24 protein-coding genes are annotated in these 24,960 nt (G+C 73.8%); 11 read left to right on the forward strand and 13 right to left on the reverse strand.

Going from position 1 to position 24,960, the window contains the following annotated elements:
* Positions 1–121: 121 nt before the first annotated feature.
* Positions 122–973, forward strand: a complete 852-nt coding sequence (locus ABZ898_RS11280; RefSeq protein ID WP_361655813.1) for a lysozyme — start codon at positions 122–124, stop codon at positions 971–973.
* 55 nt (positions 974–1,028) lie between these two features.
* Here ABZ898_RS11280 and ABZ898_RS11285 read toward each other — a convergent pair whose 3' ends face one another.
* Complete coding sequence (locus ABZ898_RS11285; RefSeq protein WP_361656297.1) at positions 1,029–2,114, reverse strand: AI-2E family transporter; 1,086 nt, start codon at positions 2,112–2,114, stop codon at positions 1,029–1,031.
* A 194-nt stretch (positions 2,115–2,308) separates the two neighbouring features.
* Positions 2,309–3,733, reverse strand: a complete 1,425-nt coding sequence (locus ABZ898_RS11290) for a carotenoid oxygenase family protein (protein ID WP_361655816.1) — start codon at positions 3,731–3,733, stop codon at positions 2,309–2,311.
* A gap of 230 nt (positions 3,734–3,963) precedes the next feature.
* Between ABZ898_RS11290 and ABZ898_RS11295 the strand changes: the two genes are divergently transcribed.
* From ABZ898_RS11295 to hypE, 7 genes are all read left to right on the forward strand, one after another.
* The gene (locus ABZ898_RS11295) at positions 3,964–5,673 is read left to right on the forward strand and encodes an enoyl-CoA hydratase-related protein (protein WP_361655818.1); all 1,710 of its coding nucleotides are present in this window, start codon (positions 3,964–3,966) and stop codon (positions 5,671–5,673) included.
* Entirely contained in the window at positions 5,670–6,272 is a 603-nt protein-coding gene (locus ABZ898_RS11300; RefSeq protein ID WP_361655821.1) for a hydrogenase maturation protease, read from the forward strand. The genes ABZ898_RS11295 and ABZ898_RS11300 overlap by 4 nt, the downstream gene beginning before the upstream one ends.
* Before the next feature lie 65 nt (positions 6,273–6,337).
* Positions 6,338–7,141, forward strand: a complete 804-nt coding sequence (hypB, locus tag ABZ898_RS11305; protein ID WP_361655824.1) for a hydrogenase nickel incorporation protein HypB — start codon at positions 6,338–6,340, stop codon at positions 7,139–7,141.
* Positions 7,138–9,489, forward strand: a complete 2,352-nt coding sequence (hypF, locus tag ABZ898_RS11310; RefSeq protein ID WP_361655827.1) for a carbamoyltransferase HypF — start codon at positions 7,138–7,140, stop codon at positions 9,487–9,489. Before hypB ends, hypF begins: the two co-directional genes overlap by 4 nt.
* Positions 9,490–9,536: 47 nt before the next feature.
* Complete coding sequence (locus ABZ898_RS11315; protein ID WP_361655829.1) at positions 9,537–9,827, forward strand: HypC/HybG/HupF family hydrogenase formation chaperone; 291 nt, start codon at positions 9,537–9,539, stop codon at positions 9,825–9,827.
* The gene (gene hypD, locus ABZ898_RS11320) at positions 9,824–10,969 is read left to right on the forward strand and encodes a hydrogenase formation protein HypD (protein ID WP_361655832.1); all 1,146 of its coding nucleotides are present in this window, start codon (positions 9,824–9,826) and stop codon (positions 10,967–10,969) included. The genes ABZ898_RS11315 and hypD overlap by 4 nt, the downstream gene beginning before the upstream one ends.
* Positions 10,962–12,032, forward strand: a complete 1,071-nt coding sequence (gene hypE, locus ABZ898_RS11325) for a hydrogenase expression/formation protein HypE (protein WP_361655834.1) — start codon at positions 10,962–10,964, stop codon at positions 12,030–12,032. Before hypD ends, hypE begins: the two co-directional genes overlap by 8 nt.
* 72 nt (positions 12,033–12,104) lie before the next feature.
* Here the strand turns inward: hypE and ABZ898_RS11330 are convergent, their stop codons facing one another.
* From ABZ898_RS11330 to ABZ898_RS11370, 9 genes are all read right to left on the reverse strand, one after another.
* Positions 12,105–12,443 carry a hydrogenase maturation nickel metallochaperone HypA gene (locus ABZ898_RS11330; protein WP_361655837.1) on the reverse strand — a complete coding sequence of 113 codons (339 nt, stop codon included), beginning with the start codon at positions 12,441–12,443 and terminating at the stop codon, positions 12,105–12,107.
* A gap of 7 nt (positions 12,444–12,450) precedes the next feature.
* Positions 12,451–12,642, reverse strand: coding sequence for a hypothetical protein (locus ABZ898_RS11335; RefSeq protein ID WP_361655840.1), 192 nt, complete (start codon positions 12,640–12,642; stop codon positions 12,451–12,453).
* Positions 12,643–12,677: 35 nt separating this feature from the next.
* Positions 12,678–12,884: a hypothetical protein gene (locus ABZ898_RS11340; protein WP_361655843.1), complete on the reverse strand. Its 207-nt coding sequence runs from the start codon at positions 12,882–12,884 to the stop codon at positions 12,678–12,680.
* Positions 12,885–12,904: 20 nt separating this feature from the next.
* On the reverse strand, positions 12,905–13,495 hold the full coding sequence (locus tag ABZ898_RS11345) for a DUF5947 family protein (RefSeq protein WP_361655846.1): 591 nt from the start codon (positions 13,493–13,495) through the stop codon (positions 12,905–12,907).
* Entirely contained in the window at positions 13,492–14,058 is a 567-nt protein-coding gene (locus ABZ898_RS11350; protein ID WP_361655848.1) for a NifU family protein, read from the reverse strand. The genes ABZ898_RS11345 and ABZ898_RS11350 overlap by 4 nt, the downstream gene beginning before the upstream one ends.
* Positions 14,051–15,844, reverse strand: coding sequence for a nickel-dependent hydrogenase large subunit (locus ABZ898_RS11355; protein ID WP_361655850.1), 1,794 nt, complete (start codon positions 15,842–15,844; stop codon positions 14,051–14,053). The genes ABZ898_RS11350 and ABZ898_RS11355 overlap by 8 nt, the downstream gene beginning before the upstream one ends.
* 69 nt (positions 15,845–15,913) lie before the next feature.
* On the reverse strand, positions 15,914–16,939 hold the full coding sequence (locus ABZ898_RS11360) for a hydrogenase expression protein HypE (RefSeq protein WP_361656300.1): 1,026 nt from the start codon (positions 16,937–16,939) through the stop codon (positions 15,914–15,916).
* A gap of 152 nt (positions 16,940–17,091) precedes the next feature.
* Positions 17,092–18,561, reverse strand: a complete 1,470-nt coding sequence (locus tag ABZ898_RS11365; protein ID WP_361655853.1) for a hypothetical protein — start codon at positions 18,559–18,561, stop codon at positions 17,092–17,094.
* Between the two features lie 123 nt (positions 18,562–18,684).
* A complete protein-coding gene (locus ABZ898_RS11370; protein ID WP_361655855.1) occupies positions 18,685–19,341 on the reverse strand; it encodes a DedA family protein in 657 nt (218 codons plus the stop codon).
* Positions 19,342–19,508: 167 nt separating this feature from the next.
* Between ABZ898_RS11370 and ABZ898_RS11375 the strand changes: the two genes are divergently transcribed.
* Complete coding sequence (locus tag ABZ898_RS11375) at positions 19,509–21,068, forward strand: hypothetical protein (RefSeq protein ID WP_361655858.1); 1,560 nt, start codon at positions 19,509–19,511, stop codon at positions 21,066–21,068.
* Here ABZ898_RS11375 and ABZ898_RS11380 read toward each other — a convergent pair.
* Positions 21,035–22,063, reverse strand: a complete 1,029-nt coding sequence (locus tag ABZ898_RS11380; protein ID WP_361655860.1) for a LysR family transcriptional regulator — start codon at positions 22,061–22,063, stop codon at positions 21,035–21,037. The two genes, ABZ898_RS11375 and ABZ898_RS11380, sit on opposite strands and share 34 nt — an antisense overlap.
* Before the next feature lie 208 nt (positions 22,064–22,271).
* Between ABZ898_RS11380 and snpA (ABZ898_RS11385) the strand changes: the two genes are divergently transcribed.
* Both snpA (ABZ898_RS11385) and snpA (ABZ898_RS11390) read left to right on the forward strand, forming a co-directional pair.
* Positions 22,272–22,940, forward strand: coding sequence for a snapalysin (snpA, locus tag ABZ898_RS11385; RefSeq protein ID WP_361655863.1), 669 nt, complete (start codon positions 22,272–22,274; stop codon positions 22,938–22,940).
* Positions 22,941–23,211: 271 nt separating this feature from the next.
* Positions 23,212–23,883, forward strand: a complete 672-nt coding sequence (snpA, locus tag ABZ898_RS11390; RefSeq protein ID WP_361655866.1) for a snapalysin — start codon at positions 23,212–23,214, stop codon at positions 23,881–23,883.
* A 70-nt stretch (positions 23,884–23,953) separates the two neighbouring features.
* Here the strand turns inward: snpA (ABZ898_RS11390) and ABZ898_RS11395 are convergent, their stop codons facing one another.
* Positions 23,954–24,823: a DMT family transporter gene (locus tag ABZ898_RS11395; RefSeq protein WP_361655869.1), complete on the reverse strand. Its 870-nt coding sequence runs from the start codon at positions 24,821–24,823 to the stop codon at positions 23,954–23,956.
* Positions 24,824–24,960 lie beyond the last annotated feature (137 nt).

A 24,960-nucleotide genomic window follows, 5' to 3' on the forward strand; every position in this document is an offset into this window, starting at 1 on the left:
CCGGCCGGGGACCTCCTCCCGCCGGGCCGCGCCCCCGGGACACCCGCATGGCCCAAGGACCGGCCGCGCACGGCTTCGTTGGGCCCACTCCGGCGTGCGGGACGGCCCGATGGCGGGTCAGATGGAAGTCGTGCGAAGCGACATACTTCCCCCCAGCGGCCGCTGCTCACGCCTGTGTCTCACCGGCGTCCTGACCGGCCTTGTCCTCTTCCTGTCGCCCCCCGCCGCCGTGCCCGACTCCGGCGGGCCGACCGCCTCGCGCGGCAGCGCCTACATGGGCGTGGGCGTACGCGCCCACGACGGGGGCGCGCCCGGGGCCGGCGAGCGGTCCGCCCCCCTCCGGGTCACCCAGACCGAGGGCGTCGACGTCTCCAGCCATCAGCGCGACGTCTCCTGGTCCACCCTGTGGGGCGCGGGCACCCGGTGGGCCTACACCAAGGCGACCGAGGGGACGTACTACAAGAACCCCTACTTCACCCAGCAGTACACCGGGCCCTACGCCGCGGGCATGATCCGGGGCTCGTACCACTTCGCCACCCCGGACACCAGCAGCGGCAAGTCCCAGGCCGACTACTTCGTCGACCACGGCGGCGGCTGGTCCAAGGACGGCAAGACGCTGCCCGGGGTGCTGGACATCGAGTGGAACCCCTACGGGGCGTCCTGCTACGGCAAGTCCAAGAGCGGCATGGTGACCTGGATCAAGAACTTCCTGAACCGCTACAAGGCCCGTACCGGCCGCGACGCCGTCATCTACACGGCCACCAACTGGTGGAAGGACTGCACCGGGAACTACTCCGGCTTCGCCTCCTCCCACCCGCTGTGGATCGCCCGCTACGCCTCCACCCCCGGCACGCTGCCGGCCGGCTGGTCCACGCACACCATGTGGCAGTACACCTCCACCGGCAAGACCGTCGGCGACCACAACAAGTTCAACGGCTCGCTCTCCCGGGTGCGTGCACTCGCCAACGGCTGACGCACCGACAGCCCACCGTGCGCGGGACCCGGCCACCCGGCCGGCCCGCGCACCGTCATGAGGACGGCGGGGGCGCCCGGAGCGTCGCGAGGACCGCCCACACCACCGACACGAACGGCACCGCCACCACGGCGCCGATGACCCCCGCCACGATGCTGCCCGCGATCACGGACACCGCGACGACCAGGGGATGCAGCCGGACCGCCCAGCTCATCACCAGCGGATGCAGCACGTGCCCCTCCAGCTGGCCGATGACCACGATGAGCACCAGCACCGCGAGCGCCGTCAGCGGGCCGCGCCCGGCCAGTGCCACGACCGTCGCCACCCCGAGCGCCACCGGTGAGCCCACCAGCGGCACGAACGCGGCGAAGAACTCCAGCAGGGTCAGCGGCAGCGCCAGCGGCACCCGCAGGATGAGCAGCACGATGCCGACCAGGATCGCGTTGGTCGCGGCGATGATGATGATGCCCCGCGTGTATCCGGCGAAGGTCCGCCAGGCGGCGTGGCCGGCGCGGTCCCAGACCGGGCGGGCGCCGCGCGGCAGCAGCCTGAGGCTGACCCAGCCCCACAGCCGCTCGCCGGAGTGGATGAAGAAGACGGAGGCGAACAGCGCCAGCGCCCCGCCGGTGATCACCTCGACCACCCGGCCCAGACCGGACACCGCGCTGCTGAACAGGCTGGCCCGGTGCCGGGCGAGATAGTCCGTCACCTCCTGCTGCAGCGCGGCGAGCCGGCCCGCGCTCAGCCGGAACGGCGGCTGCCGCAGCCACTCCTCGATCCGGTGCACCCCGCCCCGGAACTCGCCGCTCAGCCGCGTCGACTCGCCCGCCACCGCGTTGCCCACCAGCGCGAGCAGCCCGAGGACGAGCACGATGCTGCCGAGGACGGCCAGCGCCACGCTCAGCGGCCGGGGCATGAACCGGTCCAGCAGGTCGGCGAGGGGCCGCAGCACCGAGGTGATCACCAGAGCCAGGAACAGCGAGACGGCGATGAGCTGGAAGCGGCCCAGTACGCCGAAGATGCCCCAGACGACGATGCCGACGAGGATGAGCCGCCACGCGTAGGCCGCCGCGATCCGCAGCCAGGCCACGGTCCGCTCGGCCACCGACGACCGCGGGACGGACCGCGTCACCGAGGGCAGCCGTACGGAGTACGCCGGACGGCTGCCCGGCACCGCGCCCCGCGCGGCCGGCCCGGAGCGCTCGCGTCCCGTCCGCCGCCCGTCACCAGCCACCACGTGCCCGCCTCGTCTCCGCACCCGCCGAGCTGACCGTCACTCACCCACGACGCTACGGGCAAACGGGACATCCGGTGACGTCCACTGGGCCGCGTGGGCTACTCCTCGGACGGCAGCCAGTTCCCGTGCAGCCCGAGGGGGACCCGCACCGGGATGCGCACCCGCGCCACCGGCCCGCTCTCCGGTTCCCCGGCCGGGAACACCAGGAGCCACGAGGTGTCGTCCCCGCGGTCGGTGGCGAAGGCCAGCCAGTGGCCCCGGTCCTCGTCCGCCCTCCCCGGCGACGGCGCGAAGGCGGGCTCGCCCACCGAGAGGTCACCGGCGTGCCAGGTGCGGGACGGGACGCCGGGCGCGCCCGTGTCGTACCACCGCAGGGCGTCGAACTCGCCGGGCAGCAGGTCCGGGGAGCGCCCGCTGTCCCAGGCGACCGCCACCCGCCCGTGCCGGGTGCCGGTGCGGCGGTCGTCGATGCGCGGGAACTCCACGCGGGCGTCGTCCAGCACGGTGCGCCGCATGCGTCCGGCCGCCGGGTCCAGGACCGCCCGGACCAGGGCGCTGCGGGCGGGTTCGCCGCCCGGGTCGCCGAGGGACAGCCGCGACCACTGCACGTACTCCAGCACCACGGTCCCGTCGTCCTCGTCGTGGGCGTTGACGGTGTGCCAGAGCCAGAAGGCGTCGTCCGCCACCTCGCGCACCGGTGAGCCGTCGCGCGGGATCAGCAGGACCCGGGTGCCCGCCTCGGGACGCCAGTCGATCAGCGAGCCGCCGCTCATCGCCGCGCCCGGGGCGAAGAAGACGGGGGCGAGGACCAGCACCAGGTACCGGCCGGTGAGGGCCATGTCGTGGATCATCATCGGCTCGTCGACCCCGTCGACGGGCACCGGCCCCCGTGCCCCCGTCCCGTCCGGGGCGATCAGCGACCATGTCAGGTACGGCGGCTCCAGCGCGTAGCAGAACACCGCCATCTCGCCGGTGGCCGGATCGGTCTTCGGGTGGGCGGTGATCCCGGCGGGCAGGGCGCCGCCGAAGGTCTCCCGGCCCGCAGTCTCCAGGTCCGGGGTCATCCGGAACGGGCAGGCCGCCTCGGCCAGCGCCAGCAGCCTGCCCGCGTGCCGTACCACGTTGATGTCGGGCAGGTCCCGGAAGGTGCGGGCCAGCTCCGGCCCCACCTCCCGCTCGTCCGGCGTGATCATCGACTCGATGCCGCCCCACAGGGCCCGGCCCGCGCGTTCCTCGGCGAGTACGGCGGGTGTGCGCACGAACCGGTTGCGGTAGCGGGCGCGGCCGCCCTCGATCCACACGCCGTGCAGCATGCCGTCGCCGTCGATCGGATAGAGGAAGGAGCCGATCGGGGTGAAGCGCGGGTTGGGGCCGTTGCGCAGATAGACGCCGTCCAGGTCGCCGGGCAGCTCGCCCTCCACGGCCAGGGAGACCTCGTCCACCTCCTCGGTGACGGGCGCGAACCGCCCGGACAGGTGGGCCACCCGTGCCGGGTCGAAACGCCCGGTGCCGTAAGCGGTCATGGGTCCTCCCCGCGCAGCGGAACGGGCCGACGTCCCCCCATCGTCACCCGGCCGGAGGACCCCCGCATCCGGGTCGGCGCCCTGCCTCGAACCCCATGCCGACGGGCGAACGCACGTCCGTACCGAAGGGCCCGTATTGCCCGTCTCTGAGGAGAAGGGGCCGACTAGGGGTGATGAAACGTTCCGATGGTCCTACATGACGTCCGGAACATGGACGAACATACGGTCTCATGGACATTTTGCTGGTCGCCAGCGCGTTCAACAGCCTCTCCCAGCGCGCCTACGCCGAACTCTCGGACGCCGGCCACCGGGTGGACGTCGTACTCGCCACGCACGGTCCCGACCCCGTCCGCGCCGCCGTGCGCGAACTCCGCCCCGAGCTGATCATCGCGCCCATGCTGAGGACGGCGCTCCCCGAGGACCTGTGGCGTGAGCACACCTGCCTGATCGTGCACCCCGGCCCGCCCGGGGACCGGGGACCCTCCTCGCTGGACTGGGCCCTCGCCGAGGAGGCCGGCCACTGGGGCGTCACCGTCCTGCAGGCCGAGGCGGGCCTGGACGCGGGCGCGATCTGGGCCCACGAACCCTTCCCCGTACCGGCCACCGGCAAGAGCGACCTGTACCGCAACGAGGCCGCCGACGCCGCCATGGCCGCCCTGCACCGGGCCGTGCGCAGATACGCCGGGGGCAGCCACAAACCCCGCCCGCAGACCGGCGACTGGCCCACCGCCGTCTGGCGCGACTTCCACCGCCAGGAGCGGCGCCGCATCGACTGGGAGCGCGACGACACCGCGACCGTGCTGCGCAAACTGCGCGGCGCCGACTCCCAGCCCGGCGTCCTCGACGAACTCCGCGGCCGCGAGGTCTTCCTGCACGGCGGCCACCCGGAGGACGACCTCCGCGGCCGCCCCGGCGACCTCCTCGCCACCCGCGCCGGAGCCGTCTGCCGGGCCACCCGCGACGGCGCGGTGTGGATTCCCGAGCTGCGCCCCCGCAAGAACTCCGGCGACCCGGCACCCTTCCGCCGCCCCGCCGCCACCGTCCTCGCCTCCTGGGCCGGCCCGCACGCCCCGGCGCCGCCCGAGATCCCGGCCCCGCTCGACCTGCCCGAAGGCCGCCGCACCTACGCCGACATCCGCTACCGCGAGCACGGCACCGCCGGCTTCGTCACCTTCTCCTTCCCCGGCGGCGCGATGAGCACCGACCAGTGCCGCAGGCTCCTCGCCGCCTACGAGTACGCCCTCGGCCGCCCCACCCGTGTCCTCGTCCTCGGCGGCGCCCGCGACTTCTTCTCCAACGGCATCCACCTCAACGTCATCGAGGGCGCCCCCGACCCCGGCGAGGAGTCCTGGCGCAACCTCGACGCCATGGACGACCTGGTCGAGGCCGTCCTGCGCACCACCGACCGGCTGGTGGTCGCGGCGCTCGCGGGCAACGCCGCCGCCGGAGGCGCCATGCTCGCCCTCGCCGCCGACGAGGTGTGGTGCCGCACCGGCGCTGTGCTCAACCCGCACTACCGGCGCATGGGCCTGTACGGCTCCGAGTTCTGGACCTACAGCCTGCCCCGCCGCACCGGCCCCGAGACCGCCCGCCGCCTGACCGCCGAGGCCCTGCCCGTCAGCGCCGCCAGTGGCGTCCGGCTCGGCCTGGTGGACCGTCTCGTCCCGGCCGCGCCGGAGGAGTTCGCCGGGACCGTACGGGCCATGGCCGCCGAACTCGCCGCCGCACCCGGCCTGGAGGACCGCGTCGAGGCCAAGGCCGCCGCCCGCGTGGCCGACGAGGCGGTACGGCCGCTCGCCGACCACCGGCGCGACGAACTCGCCCGCATGCACGCCGTCTTCTGCGACCCCGACGCCCCCTACCACGCCCTGCGCTCGGCCTTCGTCCGCAAGATCCCCTCGGACGCCACCCGCCCCCTGCACCCCGGAGACGGACGATGACCCCCGTGAGCCCTGTCCCACGCGAACCCCTGCTCGTCGCCGGGGTCGGCAACATCTTCCTCGGCGACGACGCCTTCGGCCCCGAGGTGATCCGCGCCCTGGAGCGGCGCCCCCTCCCGCCCGGCGCCCACGTGCGGGACTTCGGCATCCGGGGCATGGACCTCGCCTACGCCCTGCTCGGCGGCTGCGCCACCGCCGTGCTCGTCGACGCCGCACCGCGCGGACACCGTCCCGGCACGCTCTCCCTGATCGAGACCGAACCGCCGGACGCGAGCGTGGTGCCCGAGGCCCACGGCATGGACCCGCAGAAGGTGCTCGCCCTCGCCACCCACCTGGGCGACGAACCGCTGCCCCGCGTCCTCGTCCTCGCCTGCGAGCCCGCCGTACTGCCCAGCCCGGAGGAGGACATCGCCCCCGGACTCAGCGAAGCGGTGCGCGAGGCCGTCGGACGGGCCGTCGACACCCTGCACGCCCTCGTCCCCGTACTGCTGGCCGATCCGGCCGCGGTCCCGCCCGCGTTGGGCCGCCCGATGGAATCACGGCACCCGCACGCGGCTGCGCTGCCCGGCCCCGGCGGGGGCGCAGCCGAAGATCGGTGAGATCCCCGGGCCGTGCCCGGCACGGCCCGGGGCCCAGGCCCCCGATCTTCCGAGGAGCTGTGCCCATGTGCCGGTCCGACGTCAAGCAGGCCGTCCTGGCCAAGAACGACGACCTCGCCGCCCGCCTGCGTGAGGACCTCACGGAGCGGGGCGTCACGGTGGTCAACCTCCTGTCCAGCCCCGGCAGCGGCAAGACCGAACTCCTCGGCCGCGTCCTGGCCCGCGCCGTCCAGCGCGGTGTCCCCGTCGCCGCCCTCACCGCCGACCTGGCCACCGAGAACGACGCCCAGCGCCTCGCCCGCTCCGGCGCCCCCGTCCAGCAGCTCCTCACCGACGGCCTGTGCCACCTGGAGGCCGGCCAGGTCCGCGACCGGCTCGACGGCTGGCTCCCCGCCGGCACCGAGGTGCTGTTCGTCGAGAACGTCGGCAACCTCGTCTGCCCGGCCTCCTACGACCTCGGCGAGACCCTGAGGATCTCCCTGATGGCCGTCACCGAGGGCGAGGACAAGCCGCTGAAGTACCCCACCGCCTTCGGCTCCGCCCATCTGGTCGCCATCACCAAGACCGACCTCGCCCAGGCCGCCGGCTTCGACGAGGCCGCCTTCCGCGCCAACGTCCAGCGGGTCAACCCCGGCGTGGAGACCGTACGGACCTGCGCCCGCAGCGGCGACGGCGTCGACGCCCTGCTGGAGCGCGCCCTCGCCGTCCGCCACGCACCCCCCGCCCACCGCCCGCCGCTGGCCCCCGGCCCGCACAGCCACGACCACGGCCACGGCGGCCACAGCCACGACGACGGCCACGGCGGCCACAGCCACGACGACGGCGGCCACAGCCACGACCACGACCCGGCCGCAGCCCCCCTCGCATGACGGCCCCCGCGACGGGCCGGGTCCGCCGCCGCCTCACCGTGCGGGGCACGGTGCAGGGGGTCGGCTTCCGGCCCCATGTGCACCGGCTCGCCGCCGAGCACGGGCTCGCCGGGTTCGTCGGCAACACCGCCGACGGCGTCCTCGTCGAGGTCGAGGGCCCGCTGCCCGACGTGGAGCGGTTCTGCGCGCTGCTCGCCGAACGCCCGCCCCCGCTCGCCTCGGTCACCGGCATCACCCACGAGGACCTGCCGCCCACCGGAGCCCGCGGTGAGTTCGCCATCCAGGCCACCGAACACACCACCGGCCGGACCCAGTTGCCGCCCGACACCGCCCCCTGCGTGGACTGCCTGCGTGAACTCGCCGACCCCGCCGACCGCCGCCACCGGCACCCGTTCGTCACCTGCACCCACTGCGGCCCCCGCTTCACCATCGCCACCGCGATGCCCTACGACCGCACGGCCACCACCATGGCCCGCTTCCCGCTGTGCCCCGCCTGCGCCCGCGAGTACGCCGACCCGCTCGACCGTCGTTTCCACGCCCAGCCCGTCGCCTGCCCCGGCTGCGGCCCCGGTCTGAGCCTCATCCCCGCCGAGGGCACCGGAGCCCGGCCGGCCCGCGACGCCGACGCCCTCACCGCCGCGCGGGCCCTGCTCGCCCAGGGCCGGATCGTCGCCGTCAAGGGACTCGGCGGCTACCACCTGGCCTGCGACGCCACGGACCCGCGTGCCGTCGCCGCCCTGCGCGCCCGCAAGGAACGCGGCGGCAAGGCGTTCGCCGTGATGTGCGCCGACCTCGCCACCGCGGGACAGCTCGCCCACCTCACGGACGCCGGACGCGCCGCCCTCACCGGCCCCGACCGCCCCATCGTCCTGTTGCGCGCCCGTACCACCGGCGACGGACCACGCCTGGCCGCCGAGGTGGCGCCCGGCAGTCCGCACCTCGGCGTCATGCTGCCCTACACCCCCGTGCACACCCTGCTGTTCGGCCTGCCCGGCGATCCGCCGGGGCCCCGCGTGCTCGTCATGACCAGCGGCAACCGCTCCGGCGAGCCCATCGTCACCGACGACGCCGAGGCGCTGATCCGGCTCGCCGGTCTCGCCGACGCCTGGCTCACCCACGACCGGGAGATCGCCGCCCCCTGCGACGACTCCCTGCTGCGGGTCCGCGCCGACGGCACCACCCAGGTCCTGCGCCGCTCCCGCGGACACGTACCCCGCCCGCTGCCCCTCCCGGTGCCGGTGCGGGCGGCGCTCGCCGTCGGCGGCGACCTGAAGAACGCGCTCTGCCTCGGCGAGGACGACCAGGCGTGGCTCGGCCCGCACATCGGGGACATGGGCGACCTCGCCACCCTGGACGCCGCCCGCCGCGCCGAGACCCACCTCGGCAGCCTCACCGGCGTCACCCCCGGCCTGATCGCCGCCGACCGGCACCCCGGCTACCACTCCACGGCGTACGCCCGCCGCCGCGCCGCCGAAGCCGCCCTGCCCGAACCGGTGCTGGTCCAGCACCACCACGCCCACATCGCCTCCGCCATGGCCGAACACGGCCTCGACGGCACCACCCCCGTCATCGGCGTCGCCTTCGACGGCACCGGGTACGGCGACGACGGCACCGTCTGGGGCGGCGAGATCCTGCTCGCCGACCACACCGCGTACCGCCGCTTCGCCCACCTCAGCCCCGCCCCGCTGCCCGGCGGGGACGCGGGCGTCGCCAACCCCTGCCGCCAGGCGCTCGCCCGGCTCTGGGCGGCCGGCCTCGACTGGACACCCGGACTGCCCAGTGTCGCCGCCTGCACCGCCACGGAACTCTCGCTGCTCAAAGCCCAGTTGACCCGGCAGACCGCCTGCGTCCCCACCAGCAGCATGGGCCGCCTCTTCGACGCCGTGGCCTCCCTCACCGGCGTCTGCCACCGCGCGGGCCACGAGGCCGAGGCGGCGCTCGCCCTGGAGGCGCTGGCGCTCGAAGCACGGGACGCGGACACCGGCACGTATGCCTTCGGCCTCGGGACCGGACCGCTGGCCGACCCGGCCCCGGTGCTGCGCGCCCTCCTCGCCGACCAGCGTCGGGGCGTCCCCCCGGCCGTCCTCGCCGCCCGCTTCCACCGGGGCGTCGCCGACGCGGTCGCCGGGCTGTGCCGGCGCGCCCGCGAGGCCACCGGCCTGACCACCGTGGCCCTCACCGGCGGCGTCTTCGCCAACGCCCTGCTGGAGGACGACAGCACCGCGAGGCTCACCGCCGACGGCTTCACCGTGCTGCGCCACCACCAGGTACCGCCCAACGACGGCGGGCTGGCCCTCGGACAGCTCATGGTCGCCGCCCGCGCGCCGCGGCCGCCCCGAGCCCGCTGATCCGCCGACCCGGCCCTCAGCGCACCGACGACGAGACGGAGTGACCCATGTGTCTTGCAGTGCCCGGCAAGGTCGTGGCCATCGACGATGGCGCCGACCCGCGCACCGGGCTCATCGACTTCGGCGGAGTGCGGAAACAGGCGTGCCTGGAGTACCTGCCCGACGTCCACGTGGGGGAGTACGTCATCGTCCACGTCGGCTTCGCCCTCCAGAAGCTCGACGAGGAGTCGGCCCGCGCCTCGCTGGAACTGTTCGAGCAACTCGGACTGCTGGAGGAGGAGTTCGGCGACGCCTGGGAGCAGGCCGAGCGGCAGGGAAGCGGGAGCGAGAACCGGTGAAGTACATCGACGAGTTCAACGACCCCGCGCTGGCCCGCCGCCTGCTCGACGAGATCGGCGCCACCGCCACCCGGCCCTGGGCGCTGATGGAGGTCTGCGGCGGCCAGACCCACTCCATCATCCGGCACGGCATCGACCAGCTCCTGCCCGATGAGGTCGAGCTGATCCACGGCCCCGGCTGTCCGGTGTGCGTCACCCCCCTCGACGTCATCGACAAGGCGCTCGACATCGCCGCCCGGCCCGAGGTGATCTTCTGCTCCTTCGGCGACATGCTCCGGGTCCCCGGCACCGACCGCGACCTCTTCCGGGTCAAGGGCGAGGGCGGCGACGTACGCGTCGTGTACTCCCCGCTCGACGCGCTCGACCTGGCGCGCAAGAACCCCGACAAGCAGGTGGTGTTCTTCGCCATCGGCTTCGAGACCACCGCCCCCGCCAACGCCATGGCCGTCCACCAGGCCCGGCGGCTCGGCCTGGACAACTTCAGCCTGCTGGTCAGCCACGTCCGCGTGCCTCCGGCGATCGACGCCATCATGACCGCCCCCGAATGCCGCGTGCAGGGCTTCCTCGCCGCCGGGCACGTGTGCAGCGTGATGGGCACCGCCGAGTACCCGGAGCTCGCGGAACGGCACCGGGTGCCCATGGTGGTCACCGGGTTCGAACCGCTGGACATCCTGGAGGGCATCCGCCGCGCCGTGCACCAACTGGAGCGCGGCGAACACCGGGTGGAGAACGCCTACCCGCGTGCCGTCCGCGAGGAGGGCAACCCCGCCGCCCTGCGCATGCTCAGCGACGTCTTCGAGGTGGTCGACCGCAACTGGCGCGGCATCGGCCCCATCCCGGCCAGCGGCTGGCGCCTCGCCGAGGCGTACCGCGCCTACGACGCCGAGCACCGTTTCGACGTCACCGGCATCCGCACCGAGGAGCCTGCCGTGTGCCGGGCCGGAGAGGTGCTCCAGGGACTGATCAAGCCCACCGAGTGCGAGGCGTTCGGCACCGCCTGCACCCCGCGCACCCCGCTCGGCGCCACCATGGTCTCCAGCGAGGGCGCCTGCGCCGCCTACTACCTCTACCGCCGCATGGAAGGCGGCCCCGCACCCCGCGGATCGCGCGTCCCGCGAGAGGAGATGAACACCGTTGGCTGACCTCACCGACACCCCCGTCGACCCCGCCGGCTGGACCTGCCCCGCCCCCCTGCGCGACCAGGGTGTGGTGGTCATGGGCCACGGCGGAGGCGGCGCGCTGTCCGCCGAGCTGATCGACCAGGTCTTCGCCCCCGCCTACGGCAACCCCGCCCTGGCCGCGCTCACCGACTCCGCCGTGCTCGAACTCGGCGGCGCCCGGCTGGCGTTCTCCACCGACTCCTACGTGGTGCGCCCGCTGTTCTTCCCCGGCGGCTGCCTCGGCGACCTCGCCGTCAACGGCACCGTCAACGACCTGGCGATGAGCGGCGCCAGGCCCGCGTACCTCTCGACGGCGTTCGTCCTGGAGGAGGGCGTCGCACTCGACGTCGTCGGACGCGTCGCCCAGGCGCTCGGCGCCGCCGCCCGCGCGGCGGACGTCACCGTCGTCACCGGCGACACCAAGGTGGTCGAGTCCGGCCACGGCGACGGCGTGTACGTCACCACCGCGGGCGTCGGACTCGTCCCCGACGGCGTCGACATCCGCCCCCAGCGCGCCCGGCCCGGTGACGCCGTCATCGTCAGCGGACCGATCGGACTGCACGGGGTCGCGGTGATGAGCGTCCGGGAGGGGCTGGAGTTCGGCGTCCGGATCTCCTCCGACACCGCGCCGCTCGCCGGTCTCGTCGCCGCCATGCTCGCCGTCACCAAGGACGTGCACGTGCTGCGCGACCCCACCAGGGGCGGCCTCGGCGCCTCCCTCAACGAGATCGCCCGCGCCTCCGGCACCGGGGTCCGGCTCACCGAACGGGCCGTGCCGGTGCCCGAAGAGGTGGCGAACGCCTGCGGCTTCCTCGGCCTGGACCCGCTCTACGTCGCCAACGAGGGCAGGCTCGTCGCCTTCGTCCCCCGCGAGCACGCCGAGGCGATGCTCGCCGCGATGCGCGCCCACCCGCAGGGCGCCGGAGCCGCGCTGATCGGGGAGTGCGTGGCCGAGCACCCCGGCATGGTCACCGTAGCCACCGCGCTCGGCGGCACCCGCGTGCTGGACCTGCCGCTCGGCGAGCAACTGCCCCGCATCTGCTGACCGGGCCCCGCACGAACCGGCCCCGCCCTCCAGGAGGGCGGGGCCGGTCCGCGCGTACGGGGTTCAGGGCACTTACTCCACGGCGGTGATCTCCAGCTCCCGTCCGCTGCGCAGATCCCGCGAGGGCTCGTCGCAGGCCGGGCACCAGAAGAACGGCGGCATGCCCACCGCGAACTCCTCCGCGCACCCGCCGCACCAGGCGAGCGCCGTCACCCGCTCCACCACCAGCCGGGCCGAGGCGAGCGAGGTGCCCTCCCGGGCCACCTCGAACGCGAAGTCCAGCGCGTCGGGCACCACACCCGCCAGCTCGCCCACCCGGACGGTCACCGAGGAGACGTCCCCGCCGCCGTCCGCGCGGGCGATCTCCCCGGCCCGCTCCACGATCGCGGTCGCGATCGACAGCTCGTGCACCGGTGCCTCAGGGGTGCCGGCGGGCCGTGCGCAGGCCCCCGGTCATCCGGTAGATCTTGATCTCCCGGATCATGCCGGGAACCTCCTTCACCAGCAGCAGCAGCGTCAGGCCGGCCAGCACGGCGGCCTGGGCGAGAAGCACCCGCCGCCCCGACCACACGGTGCGCTCCGCCTCCTGAACGGCTCTCTCGACCTTCATGGCGCTCACTTCCTGCCCTCTCATCTCCCGCCCTCTCATCCCGGCGGGATGTTGGGCATGACGTCCAGGACGGCGTCGTGCCGTTTGCTGCGGATACCCGTGGAGCGGCTCGCGTCGGCGGTGCCGTCCTCGTGGTGCCCCTTCTGCCCCTGATAGGGGCCCTCGTTGCCCTCGTGCAGGCCCGGCACATGCGTCGGCGTGTCCGGCTTCACCTGGGGGCGGCCCACTCTGATCCTGCCCATGCTCGTCTCCTCTCTGGGCTTCACGAACGCTCGGTGAGCTCCGCGAAGAACCGTTCGACGGCCGGCCACACCCGGCCGCCGCCGGACAGCCCCCGCCACTCGGCGCGGACCAGGGCGACCATCCGGAAACAGTCGTCGACCGGCACGATCCAGTGCTCCTTCTGGCCGCGCACCGTGTTGATGAGCAGGGCCTCCACGTCGGGTACCACGGAGGCGAGCCGCGGACACGTGGCGGCCAGGCCGTGCCAGGCGCCGGAGTCCACCTCCCACCGCATGGCCCCGGCCGGGCTCGGCCCCTGCGCGGTCACCGTGCCGTCGGTGCGCGGACGGAAGAACACCAGACCCACCGGCACGCCCAGCGCGGCCGTGTCGACGGGCGCGAGCCGCACCCGGCGCCGGGGCACCGGCCGGTACCGGCCGCCGCCCGCCCCCTGCTCGGAGAAGAGCACCGAGCAGGGACCGCAGACACAGCGGACGTCGTCGGCCGCCGTCTCGAACAGATGCGGATGCTCCTCGGCCACCGGCGCCGCGCACAGCTCGCACACCTCGGGCCGCGCGGCCCCGGCCACGGCAGGGCCGGAGCGGATCAGCCGGGCCAGCGCCCCGCTCACCGCGCCTCCTGCGGCCGCCCGGCACCCCGCGTGGTGAGCGTGGCGAGCGGCACGAACGCGGGCGGCCTCGCCCGCTCCGCCGCGACCGCCTCCACCGCCCGCAGTTCCGGGGCCGCCGCCAGCACGGTCGCCCGCACCACCTCGGTGACGTCACCGCCGCCCCCGCCGCATCCCGCGCCGCAGCCGCCGCCGCCCGTGTCCACGCGGACCTTGGCCACCCCGTCCTCGACGCCCAGCCACAGCAGGTCACCGCCGCGCTCGCGCACCGCCGGGGCCAGCCGCTCCACCGCACGCTCGGCGCGCCGCTCGGGCGGCTCGGGGTGCAGGGAGTGCAGCACCATCAGGTGCGCCAGTAGCTCGTCGCCGGCCGCCCGCTCCAGCAGGGCGGGGCCGGCGCCGTCGAGCATCCGGGCCAGAGCCTCGCCGTAGACCTCGGTCAGGAGGCCGACCGTCTCCAGTGCCCCGTCCGGCCCGTCGCCGGACTCCAGCCGCTCCAGCAGCACGTCGAGCCGGGCGAGCCGGGCCTCGACGGCCGGGTCGGCGAGCCGGGCGCCGTCAGCCATGGTTCACCCCGAACGTGGGCGAGTGCACGACGTCCAGCGTCTTGCCCTTGCCCATGTACATGTGGACGCCGCACGGCAGACAGGGGTCGAAGCTGCGCACGGTGCGCATGATGTCGACGCCCTTGAAGTCGTCCGGCCCGTTCTCCTCGAAGATGGGCTGGCCCTGCACCGCGTCCTCGTACGGGCCGGGCGTGCCGTAGATGTCGCGCGGGCTCGCGTTCCACGGGGTCGGCGGGTACGGGTGGTAGTTGGCGATCTTCTTGTCCTTGATCACCAGGTGGTGCGAGAGCACGCCGCGCACGGCCTCGTGGAAGCCGCAGCCGATCGCCTCGTCCGGGACCTCGAAGTCCTGGAACACCTTGGTCTCGCCCGCCCGCAGCAGGTCCATGGACTCCTCCAGGAACTGCAGCGCCATCGCGGCCGCGTAGGCCACGAAGTACGGCCGGGCGCGGCCGCGTTCGATGGTGTTGCTCCACTGCGGGACGTGCCACTCCAGGGTGGTCTCCGGCAGCGACTCGCCCTTGGGGAGCTGGATGCGCACCTTGCCGTCGCCCGAGGTGACGTACTTGGTGTCGACCAGGCCGCTCAGCGCGGTCGACCACAGGCGGGCGAGCGGGCCGCCGCCGGTGTCGAGCGCGAGGTGCTTGTCCGTCTCCTGGTGGTACCAGCGCGGGCTCATCACCCAGCTGTAGTTGCCGTCGAACTCCCGCTTCTGCGGGACCGGGACGGTGGTCTGGTTCCACGGGTGGCGCATGTCCACCGGGTTGCCCAGCGGGTCGTGCGTGACGAAGGGCTGCTCGTTGACCCAGTCGTCGTAGTACGAACTGCCGAGCATGATCCGGAGGTTGAGGTTGATGTCGATCAGGTTGTTGGTGACGAGCTGGCCGTCGACGACGACGCCGGGGGTGACGTACATCGCCTTGCCCCACTCGTTCATCGTCTCGTAGCGGTAGTCCGCCACCGCCGGGTTCTGCCACGCGCCCCAGCAGCCCAGCAGGATGCGGCGCCGGCCGACCTCCTCGTAGCCCGGCAGGGCCTCGTAGAAGAAGTCGAAGATGTCGTCCGCCATCGCCACCGACTTCTTGACGAAGTCGATGATGTGCATCAGCCGGCTCAGGTAGTCGGTGAAGATGCCGGGCTGCGGCATCGTGCCGACGCCGCCGGGATACAGCGTCGAGGGGTGGACGTGGCGGCCCTCCATGAGACAGAACATCTCGCGGGTGACCCGGCTGATCTTCAGCGCCTCCTTGTACACCTTGCCCTCGAACGGGTTGTACGAGCGCATGATGTCGGCGATGGTCCGGTAGCCGTGGATGGCGCCGCGCGGCGCCTCGGTGCGCTCGGCGCGGGCGAGGACACCGGGGTTGGTGGCCTTGACCATCGCCTCGCAGTAGTCCACGAACAGCAGGTTGTCCTGGTAGATCGTGTGGTCGAACATGTACTCGGCGGCCTCGCCGAGGTTGGTGATGTGCTCCGCCATCGGCGGCGGCTTGATGCCGTACGCCATCTGCTGGGCGTAGTTGGAGCACGTGGTGTGGTTGTCCCCGCAGATACCGCAGATGCGCGAGGTGATGAAGCCCGCGTCACGCGGGTCCTTGCCCTTCATGAAGACCGAGTAGCCGCGGAACAGCGACGAGGTGCTGTGGCACTCCGTCACCTCCCGGTTGGCGAAGTCGATCTTCGTGTAGATGCCCAGGTTGCCGATGATCCGGGTGACCGGGTCCCACGACATGTCCACGATCTGGGCGGGTTTGCGTCCTGTGGGCCGGGATTCGGTGGTCGTCATCTGCGGTACTGCCCCTCGCTGTCGGGGTGGTGCGGACGGGGGTGGGTGCGGGGTGCGGCGGCCCCGGCGTCAGGGACGCCAGTACGGGTCGTAGCCGCTGGTCAGCTTGCGCTTGCGGTGCCGCCACTTGGGCTCGTGGTTGACCATCTCGTTGGTCACCCCGCGCAGCCGGCGCACGACCGCCCCGTACGGCTTGATGACCAGGGACGACAGGGTGCCGCCGGGCGGCTCGTCCATGAACGGCATGAACGCGTCCGGGAAACCGGGCATGGTGCACCCGATGCAGATGCCGCCGACGTTGGGGCAGCCGCCTATCCCGGCCATCCAGCCGCGCTTGGGCACGTTGCAGTTGACCACCGGACCCCAGCAGCCGGTCTTCACCAGGCACTTGGGGGAGTTGTAGTCGAGCCCGAAGTCGGCCTGCTCGTAGTACGAGCCGCGGTCGCAGCCCTCGTGGACCGTCTTGCCGAACAGCCACTGCGGACGCAGCATCTCGTCCAGCGGGGGCGGCGGGGCGCTGCCCGCGGCGTGCTGGAGCACCCAGACCAGGGTCTCCATGAAGTTCTCGGGCTGGATCGGGCAGCCGGGCACGTTGACGATGGGCAGCCCGGCCGTCGACCGGTAGTCCCAGCCCAGGTAGTCGCCCAGGCCCATGGAACCGGTCGGGTTGCCGGCCATGCCGTGGATGCCGCCGTAGGTGGCGCAGGTCCCGGCCGCGACGACCGCCCACGCCTTCGGGGCGAGCTGGTCGATCCACCAGTTGATCGTCTGCGGCTGCCCGGTCGCGGGGTCGTTGCCGAACGACGTCCAGAAGCCGTCGCCCTCGATGATGTCCTGGTTGGGCACCGAGCCCTCGATGACGAGGATGAACGGTGTCTCCAGCTCGCCGCGCGCCGCCTGCCGGTAGGGCGTGAGGAAGTCCTCGCCGCCCAGGCTCGGCGAGAGCACCTTGTTGACCAGGTTGACCTTGGGCAGGCCGGGGATCAGGCCGAGGACGACGTCCTCGATGGAGGGCTGCATGGCCGCCGTCAGGGAGACGGTGTCGCCGTCGCAGCTCATCCCCTCCGAGATCCACAGGATGGTGATCTCGTCCATCCCCGCTGCTTCCCCGGGTCGTCCGGCGCTTTCACCGGCCGCGGTGGTGTGGCTGTCGCTGGTCATGTCGCCTGCCCTTCGCTGCGGTCGGTCGGCCGCTGGGGAGTAGGGGTCGCCGTCAGGGACGTCCGGTCCTGGAATCCGGCGGGTTCTCAGGGGCGCGCTGCGGCGCCGTCGGTGAGGGGCTCGACCTCTTCGGGCCGGAAGTAATGGAAACGGCCGTACCAGCCGTGCAGTTCGGCGGCCGGATCGTCGTCCACGGTCACCGCCAGGCGCACACTGCCGTCCACGTCGTGGAAGACACCGGCCACCTCGGCCGTACGTCCCACCAGGAACATGTCCTGGGCGTCCGCGCCCCGCAGCTCGGGCCGCAGCCGCACCCGGTGGCCGGCCCCGAGCGGGACGCCGTCCACCGTCACCGTGTCCGTGGTCGGGGAGAGGCCCTCGTCGCCGCCCTCCTGCCACCAGGCGGGCCGGGCCGGGGCGGGCGCGGCGGCGGGCGCGGCCGGGGCCAGCGAGCGGATCGCGCCGTGCAGCCGGGCGAACATCTCGGGCGGCATCGTGTCGACCCGGTCGAGGATGCGGGCGGCCCGCGGGTCGGTCGCCCGTGCCTCCGCCTTCTCCTCGTCGGTCAGCAGCATCGTGCGCAGCGTCAGGATCTCGTCGATCTCCGCCGCGTCGTGCAGATCGCCCGGACTCTCCGGCGCCACCTGCGGATGGTCGGGGAGGATGATCGGCGCCGAGAGCAGCACGGGCCCGGTGGCCCCGTCCTCGCCCTCGGGGGCCGGTCCGCCGAGCACGGGGAAGGTGAAGGCGCTGCGGCACGCGCGCGCCCGCTCCCGCAGCGCGGCGGGCGGGTCGGTCTGCGACACGAACTCCAGTCCCTCGCCGCCGAGCAGGGTGTGCGCGGCGAGCAGCGCCCGCCGCAGCGCCTCGGCACGCCGGGAACGGACGTCGGGCGCCCGGCCCGTGTTCTCGGTGCGCACCCACACCCGGTACAGACCGCCCCCGAGGTCCTCGGCTCCGGCCGTGGTGCGCGCCGGCACCCGCTCCCGGCGGCGCACCACCCGTCCGGCGCCCAGGATCTCCGTCTCGACGGCGGGGGGAACGGACACCTCGGCCGCGCACGGGCCGCGCAGCAGCTCCGCCAGCGGCCACCGCAGGTCGGTCTCGTACGGGACCGCCTCGTCGAAGCTCAGGTGCGCGGTGCCGTCGTCCGCGCGCAGCGACTCGACCGGCCGGTGCCGTCCGTCGTCGCCCAGCGCCTCGACCTGCTTGCGCTGGAGCTGCAGACAGCGCACGCGCGCCCGCAGCACCGCACCGGGGACCGCCCGCACCAGGCACTCGGTGCGCTGGTACCAGGAGTCCGCCGAACCGGAGATGCCCTCGGTCACCGGACCGTCGGCCTCCACCCAGTCACGGGGCAGCAGCACCCCGAACTGCCAGCGGACCCGGTTCTTCGCCGAGGAGCGGCGGTAGGGGTAGAGCAGGTAGCCCTCGTACAGCACGGCGTCGGCGACCGCGCCCACCTGCGCGAACGGATCGCCGGACAGCCCCTCGGGGATGTCGCGGCCGGCCGTGACGACGCACGCCGCGCCGCCCTCGCCTTCCCTGTCGGCCATGCCGCCTCCTCGCCGGTGCCCGGAGCATTCCTCCCACCAAGGTCACACCGGGCACGCGGCTCCGCTCCCCGGGCGGACTTACGGTTGGGCCGGGCGGGTGACGCCCGGGGCGGGGAGACCCGCTCAGTCGCCCGTATCGCCCCTCCGCTCACGGTCCCGGCCGCGCCGGGAGCGGACCGCCTCCACGAGCAGCGGCAGCAGGGAGACCACGACGACCAGCGCGATCAGCGGCAGCAGGTAATCGTCCACGTGCTTCACCGACGAGCCCAGCGCCCAGCCCGCCAGGACCAGGCTCTGGGACCACAGCACCCCGGCGACCGTCTGCCAGATGGTGAAGGTCCGCACGGGCACCCCCAGCGCACCGGCTGCCGGATGCAGCACCGACCTCAGCATCGGCACGAACCGGCCGATCAGCAGCGCCTTGCGGTACCCGTACCGGGCCAGCAGCCGTTCCGCGCGTGCCGCGCCCTCCCTGACCCGGTGGCTGGAGGTGCGGGTCAGCAGCGCCCGGCCACCGTGCCGCCCGATCAGGAACCCCACCTGGGCGCCCACGACCGACCCCACGCCCGCGCACAGCATCACCTGCCACAGCACCAGCCGCGGCGGCTGCCCGCCCTGCTGGGCCGCGCAGAGCACCCCGGCCGGGAACAGCAGCGTGTCGCCCGGCAGGAAGAAGCCGATGACGAGGAGACCGGACTCGGCGAACGTCACCACCAGCACGCCCAGGGCACCGAAGGCGGACAGCAGCGACGCGCTGTCCGTTGGGTTGACGGCGTTCACCGCCCATCGCCTCCCGGCCGCCGATCGGTCGTCCGAGACCCAGTCTCACGTGAACCGGGCGCCCGCGCCCGCCCGTCGTGCCCGCCGCACACCCTCTGTCGCGCTCCGGCGACCCGCCGTAGACTGAAGGACTGCGGGAGCCGGGGCGGTTGACAGGGGGAGCCGACATGCCGGAAGCACCGTACGGTCCGGACCAGCACTTCACCGTTCCGCCGATGCCACCCGGCCCGCCGCCCGCGCCGCCGAGCGTGCCGCGCGCCGCGGCCATGGCCCTGCTCAACCTGAGCGGACTCGGCCTCGGCTACGCCCTGCTCCGAAGATGGGCGCCGCTCGCGCTCTGCCTGGTCGCCACCGCCGTCCTGCTCTTCGTGGCCCTGCCCGCCGACGCCGACGGCGTGCCCGCGGGGGTGCTCGTCGGCTACGGCGTCGTCCTGCTGCTCGCCGCCGCCCACGGCGCCCACGCGGGCCTGCGCACCCCGGTGACGGTACGCGCGCCCCTCGCCCTGCTGCTGGGCCTGGTGCTGCTCGCCGTGCCGGCGGGCGGCGCGCTCTGGTACGACGGCGCCCGCGAGGAGGCCCGGCAACAGGCCCTGCTCGACCGGCTGCAGAAGGCCGACGACATGGTGGCGGCGGCGGGGCGGCACACCTTCGCCGCCTCCCGCTCCGACTACCGCTCGGCCCTCGCCGTCTACCGCGACCTCGCGGTCGACCACCCCGGCTCGCGCGCCGCCGACCGCGTCCCCGCCCGGATGCGCGCCTACTACACCTCCGTCGGTGCCGCGTACGGCAGGGGGGAGTACTGCGTGGCCGTCGAACCCCTGCGGTTCCTGCGCACGGTGCCCCGCACCCTTCCCGCGGAGCGGCTCGGCACCCTCACCCACTGGCCCGACGACCGCCTGGCCACCTCGCTCTACGAGTGCGGCGCGGCCGACCTCACCGACGGCGGGGAGGCGTGGGTCGCCCACTTCCGCGAGCTGCTCACCACCTTCCCCGGCGCACCGGCGGCCGCCAAGGTGGCTCCGGCCGTCGACAAGGCCGTGAGCACCGCGGCCGGCGGCGTCCGCGGGGACGCGCCCTGCACCGCCGTGGACCGGCTGCACGGCCTCGGCACCCGCGCCACCGACCTCTCCGCCTCGGCCGGTGCGGCATCCGCCGCGCTCACCGCCGCAGCCGCCCGCGCCGAGCGCGGCGGCGACGCGGGCGCGTACGAGTGCGGGGTCGACCAGTTCGAGGACGGCGACTTCGCCGGGGCGCGCAAGAGCATGCAGAGCTATGTGTCCGACAACGGCGGGGGAGGGAAGAGGGACCGGGCCAAGAAGATCGCCATAGGCGCCGAGGTCGCCCAGACCCTGCCGGAGGCGGGCCGGAAGCTGCCCACCACCGCCTCCGGCGGCAGCATCTCGGTCACGGTGAAGAACGACAGCCCCCACGACATCACCGTCCTCTACACCGGCCCGGTCACCGGCAGCTTCACCCTGAAGGCGTGCGGCGGCTGCACGGCGTACTCCCTGGCCGCGACCATCACGACCGGGTTCAAGCCGTGCTCCGACAGCGGACGCGACTACCCGCAGCGCAGCATCCGGCTGCCCGTCGGCACCACGTACTTCGTGCACCGGCCGGACGGCACCGGCTCCGGGGCACCCGCCTCCGACACCGCCCGGCTCAGGTCGGGCTACATCTACACCGAATGCGCCTACACCACGCGGACGTTCGGGTCCGGGACCTGACCGGGCCGGTGCGCGGGGCCCGGCAGGGTCCGGGTCATGGGCCCGAAGCGGGCCGCCGGTGACGGCTCGGGAACGCGTCCGAGCCAGTCCCGGTAGGCCGGCGACTGGTGGGCCACCTCCCAGTAGGCGTCCGCCAGTTCCGGGAAACCCCGGTCGAGGTCGGTGTCGGTGCGCGCCGCGAGCAGCAGCCGCACGCCGATCGGGTCGCCGTGCAGGGGCCGGATGGCGAGGTCGGAGCGGGGCCCCGCGGTGGGCTGGCTGACCGTGACGACCTCACCGGTGGCGGCCAGGGAGTAGGCGGTGAGGTAGTCGCCGTGCAGCATGTCCGGCTCGATCCCGGCCTCGCGCAGCACCCGGCACAGCGCGTCCCACTCGCCGTCCACCGTGGAGTCGACCATCCACCGCTCCTCGGCCAGCTCCGCCAGCCGCACCTCGGTCCGGGCGGCCGCCGGATGGTCGGGGGCCAGCGAGACGAACTGCGGCTCGCGCTCCACCAGCACCCGCAGGCGCAGCCCGGCGGGGACCCGCAGCGGGCTGCCCTCCACCTCGTGCACGAAGGCCAGGTCGAGCGCGCCCTCGGCGACCAGGCGCAGCAGCGCGTTCGCGGACGCGTCCATCTGGAGCGAGGGCTCGGCCGCCGGGACGCGTGAGCGCAGCCGGCGCAGCCACCCCGGCAGCGCGCGGCTGGCGGTGGCACCGATGCGCAGCCGAGGCCCGGCGGAGGCGTGGGAGGCGGCCGCGCGGGCCTCGGTGACCAGCGCGGAGAGTTCCCCGATGAGCGGCCGGGCGCGGCCGAGCACCAGCCGGCCGAGCGGCGTGGGCCGGCAGCCGGTGTGGCCGCGGGTGAAGAGGCGGCCGCCGAGGGCCTGCTCGATGCGGCGCAACTGGGTGCTCAACGAGGGCTGGGCCAGACCGAGTTCGCGCGCCGCCTGATGCAGGCTGCCCGCATCGGCGATGGCGCACAGAACCCGGAAGTGCCTCACCTCTAGCTCCATGACGGGAGCCTAGGTGGGTTCTGCATGCTCACGCCAGACGCATAAATCGCCGCGCACCGGCACGAGTCGCCGGTGATAGCCCGGCGCTATCGCAACTTGCCATTATCCGTGGGCTGTTGATCTATCCAAGACTCGGGGGCAGCCAGCCGTTCACCCCCACTCGAACGACAGGCCACCCCCACACGCATCGAAAAGAGGAGCCCCCCACATGACTTCCTCCGCCATGCCCGCCAAGACCACCAGAATCCTCGCCGCCCTCGGCCTCGGTGTCGCCGCCACCGCGCTCGGCACCGCCACCCCGGCATCCGCCCAGCCCGCCCCCGTCGCCGCCCACACCGGCTACACCGGCTCGGCCCAGGAAGCGGCGAACAACAAGGCGTTCTTCGACGCGGTCATGAAGTCGGTCGCCGAGAAGCAGGCCGCCAACCCGGGCCTGCAGTCGGTCACCGTCACCTACAACGCCTCGGCGGCGCCGAGCTTCAGCTCGCAGATATCGAGCTCCGCCTCGATCTGGAACAGCTCGGTCTCCAACGTCAAGCTGGCGGCCACCTCCGGCACCGGCGACTTCTCCTACCGCGAGGGCGACGACTCGCGCGGCTCGTACGCCTCCACCGACGGCCACGGCAGCGGCTACGTCTTCCTCGACTACGCCCAGAACCAGCAGTACGACTCGGTGCGCGTCACCACGCACGAGACCGGCCACGTGCTCGGCCTGCCCGACCACTACGAGGGTCCGTGCAGCGAGCTGATGTCCGGCGGCGGCCCCGGCCCGTCCTGCACCAACTCCAGCCCGGACGCCAACGAGCGCGCCCGGGTCGACCAGCTGTGGGCGAACGGCTTCGCCAAGGCGCTGGCCAAGGTGAACCAGGCCCGCTGACCTCCCGGCCCGTTCGGCCGGACACCACGGAACCGCGGACCGTCGCCCCTGTGCGGCGGTCCGCGGTTTTGTCGTGTCCGGACCCGCGGTCCGTCGCGTCCGGGGTCCGCGCGACGGCGGGGCGACAGCACCGTGACAGCCCGGCGATAGCCCTGTGTTATCCCAACTTGCCATCATCCGGCGGCCGTTGACCTGCCCGAGACTCAGGGGCAACCGGTCGTCCACCCCCATACGGACGGCCCACCCCACACGTACGAAACGAGGACCCCACATGACGTCGTCCCGTACGTCCGCCAAGACCGTCAGATCCTTCCTCGCCCTCGGTCTCGGCGTGGCCGCCGCCGCCCTCGGCGCCGCCACCCCCGCGACCGCCCAGCCCGCCCCCGTCGCCGCCCCGCAGGCCGGCTACACCGGGTCGGCCCAGGAGTCGGCGAACAGCAAGGCGTTCTTCGACGCGGTGCTGAAGTCCGTCGCCGAGCAGCGGGCCGAGAACCCGAGCCTCAAGGCGGTCACCGTCTACTACAACGCCTCGGCGGCGCCGAGCTTCCGCTCGCAGATATCGAGCTCCACGTCCATCTGGAACAGCTCGGTCTCCAACGTCAAGCTCGCCTCGACCACCGGCACCGGCAACTTCTCCTACCGCGAGGGCAACGACTCGCGCGGCTCGTACGCCTCGACCGACGGCCACGGGCGGGGCTACATCTTCCTCGACTACGCGCAGAACCAGCAGTACGACTCGATCCGGGTCACCGCGCACGAGACCGGACACGTGCTGGGCCTGCCCGACCACTACAGCGGCCCCTGCAGCGAGCTGATGTCCGGCGGCGGCCCCGGCACCTCCTGCACCAACCGCTACCCGAACGCGACCGAGCGGTCCCGCGTCAACCAGCTCTGGGCCAACGGGCTCGCCAAGGCGCTGGCCAAGGTGAACCAGGGCGGCTGACACCCCCCCGAACGCCTGCGGGCCGTCGTCCCGGACGACGGCCCGCAGTGCTGTCCGGGAGGACCCCGGCTCAGTCGTCCGAGCCGGGCGGCGGGCGCTCGATCAGGTTCTGCACCGCCCGGCTCAGCACCAGCACACCCCCGATGATCAGGACGGCCCCCAGCGCCTCGGGCACCAGCCACCAGCCGGTGCGGATCCGCTCCTTGAAGAGGAACACCCCGAGGGCCAGGCTGACCACCGCGTCCCCGATGGTCAGCGCGGGCTGGGCGGCGGCCAGCGGGCCCGCCTGGAGCGCGTTCTCCAGCAGCAGCACCGCCGCCGTGCCCGCCAGCGCGAACCCGTACGTCTGCCAGGACGTGAGGAACGCGACGAAGCCCTCGTCGGCGAACGTCCCCGTGGCCGACTTCAGCAAGGCCGCGGTCAGCGCGTTGGCGATCGCCGACCCCGAGGCCAGCAGGGCGGCACGGCCGGCGGCCGGACGCTCGTGGCGAGCCAGCAGCGTCACCACGACCACCGCCCCGACGCACAGCACCAGCGCGGGGATCCAGCGGGCCATCGGCGCCTGGTCGCCCGCTCCGTGCGGCGCGGCCGCCGCGAGCAGCACGGCCAGGCCCAGCACCACCCCGCCGACCCCCCACCAGCCGTAGCGGGGCAGATGCCGGTGCAGCAGGGGGCCGACGATCAGCAGCGCGAACGGCAGCTCCAGGATGAACAGCGGCTGTACCAGGGCCAGCGGTCCGTTGACCAGCGCCAGGCTCTGGAACACCGCGGCGCCGATCACCCCGGCCATGCCCAGCACCCAGGCCGGGCGGCGCACCAGCTCCGCCAGCAGCTTCAGTCCGGTGCGCTCGCTGGTGGAGGCCGCCTTGCGCTGGAACGCGGTCCCCATGGCGTTGCTCGCGGCACCCGCGACGGCGAAGGCCGCGGCCAGTTCGATCACTGATGTCTCCCGCCTGCGGAACACCGTCCCAGAGGAGCTTCGGGCACGTCTCAGCCTACGAAAGCCCTGGCCCCCGCGCCGCCGCACGGACCCCGGGCGCACCCGTCCGCGCGCCTGCGCGGCCGTACCCCCGTCCC

The sequence above is a fragment of the Streptomyces sp. NPDC046860 genome (genome assembly GCF_040645115.1).
Taxonomy (GTDB): domain Bacteria; phylum Actinomycetota; class Actinomycetes; order Streptomycetales; family Streptomycetaceae; genus Streptomyces.

Coding starts and splice junctions, on each gene's coding strand:
- ABZ898_RS11280 (WP_361655813.1), top strand. CDS start 122: ATGGAAGTCGTGCGAAGCGACATACTTCCCCCCAGCGGCCGCTGCTCA.
- ABZ898_RS11290 (WP_361655816.1), bottom strand. CDS start 3,733: ATGACCGCTTACGGCACCGGGCGTTTCGACCCGGCACGGGTGGCCCAC.
- ABZ898_RS11295 (WP_361655818.1), top strand. CDS start 3,964: ATGGACATTTTGCTGGTCGCCAGCGCGTTCAACAGCCTCTCCCAGCGC.
- ABZ898_RS11300 (WP_361655821.1), top strand. CDS start 5,670: ATGACCCCCGTGAGCCCTGTCCCACGCGAACCCCTGCTCGTCGCCGGG.
- hypB (WP_361655824.1), top strand. CDS start 6,338: ATGTGCCGGTCCGACGTCAAGCAGGCCGTCCTGGCCAAGAACGACGAC.
- hypF (WP_361655827.1), top strand. CDS start 7,138: ATGACGGCCCCCGCGACGGGCCGGGTCCGCCGCCGCCTCACCGTGCGG.
- ABZ898_RS11315 (WP_361655829.1), top strand. CDS start 9,537: ATGTGTCTTGCAGTGCCCGGCAAGGTCGTGGCCATCGACGATGGCGCC.
- ABZ898_RS11335 (WP_361655840.1), bottom strand. CDS start 12,642: ATGAAGGTCGAGAGAGCCGTTCAGGAGGCGGAGCGCACCGTGTGGTCG.
- ABZ898_RS11340 (WP_361655843.1), bottom strand. CDS start 12,884: ATGGGCAGGATCAGAGTGGGCCGCCCCCAGGTGAAGCCGGACACGCCG.
- ABZ898_RS11350 (WP_361655848.1), bottom strand. CDS start 14,058: ATGGCTGACGGCGCCCGGCTCGCCGACCCGGCCGTCGAGGCCCGGCTC.
- ABZ898_RS11355 (WP_361655850.1), bottom strand. CDS start 15,844: ATGACGACCACCGAATCCCGGCCCACAGGACGCAAACCCGCCCAGATC.
- ABZ898_RS11360 (WP_361656300.1), bottom strand. CDS start 16,939: ATGGACGAGATCACCATCCTGTGGATCTCGGAGGGGATGAGCTGCGAC.
- ABZ898_RS11365 (WP_361655853.1), bottom strand. CDS start 18,561: ATGGCCGACAGGGAAGGCGAGGGCGGCGCGGCGTGCGTCGTCACGGCC.
- ABZ898_RS11375 (WP_361655858.1), top strand. CDS start 19,509: ATGCCGGAAGCACCGTACGGTCCGGACCAGCACTTCACCGTTCCGCCG.
- ABZ898_RS11380 (WP_361655860.1), bottom strand. CDS start 22,063: ATGGAGCTAGAGGTGAGGCACTTCCGGGTTCTGTGCGCCATCGCCGAT.
- snpA (WP_361655863.1), top strand. CDS start 22,272: ATGACTTCCTCCGCCATGCCCGCCAAGACCACCAGAATCCTCGCCGCC.
- snpA (WP_361655866.1), top strand. CDS start 23,212: ATGACGTCGTCCCGTACGTCCGCCAAGACCGTCAGATCCTTCCTCGCC.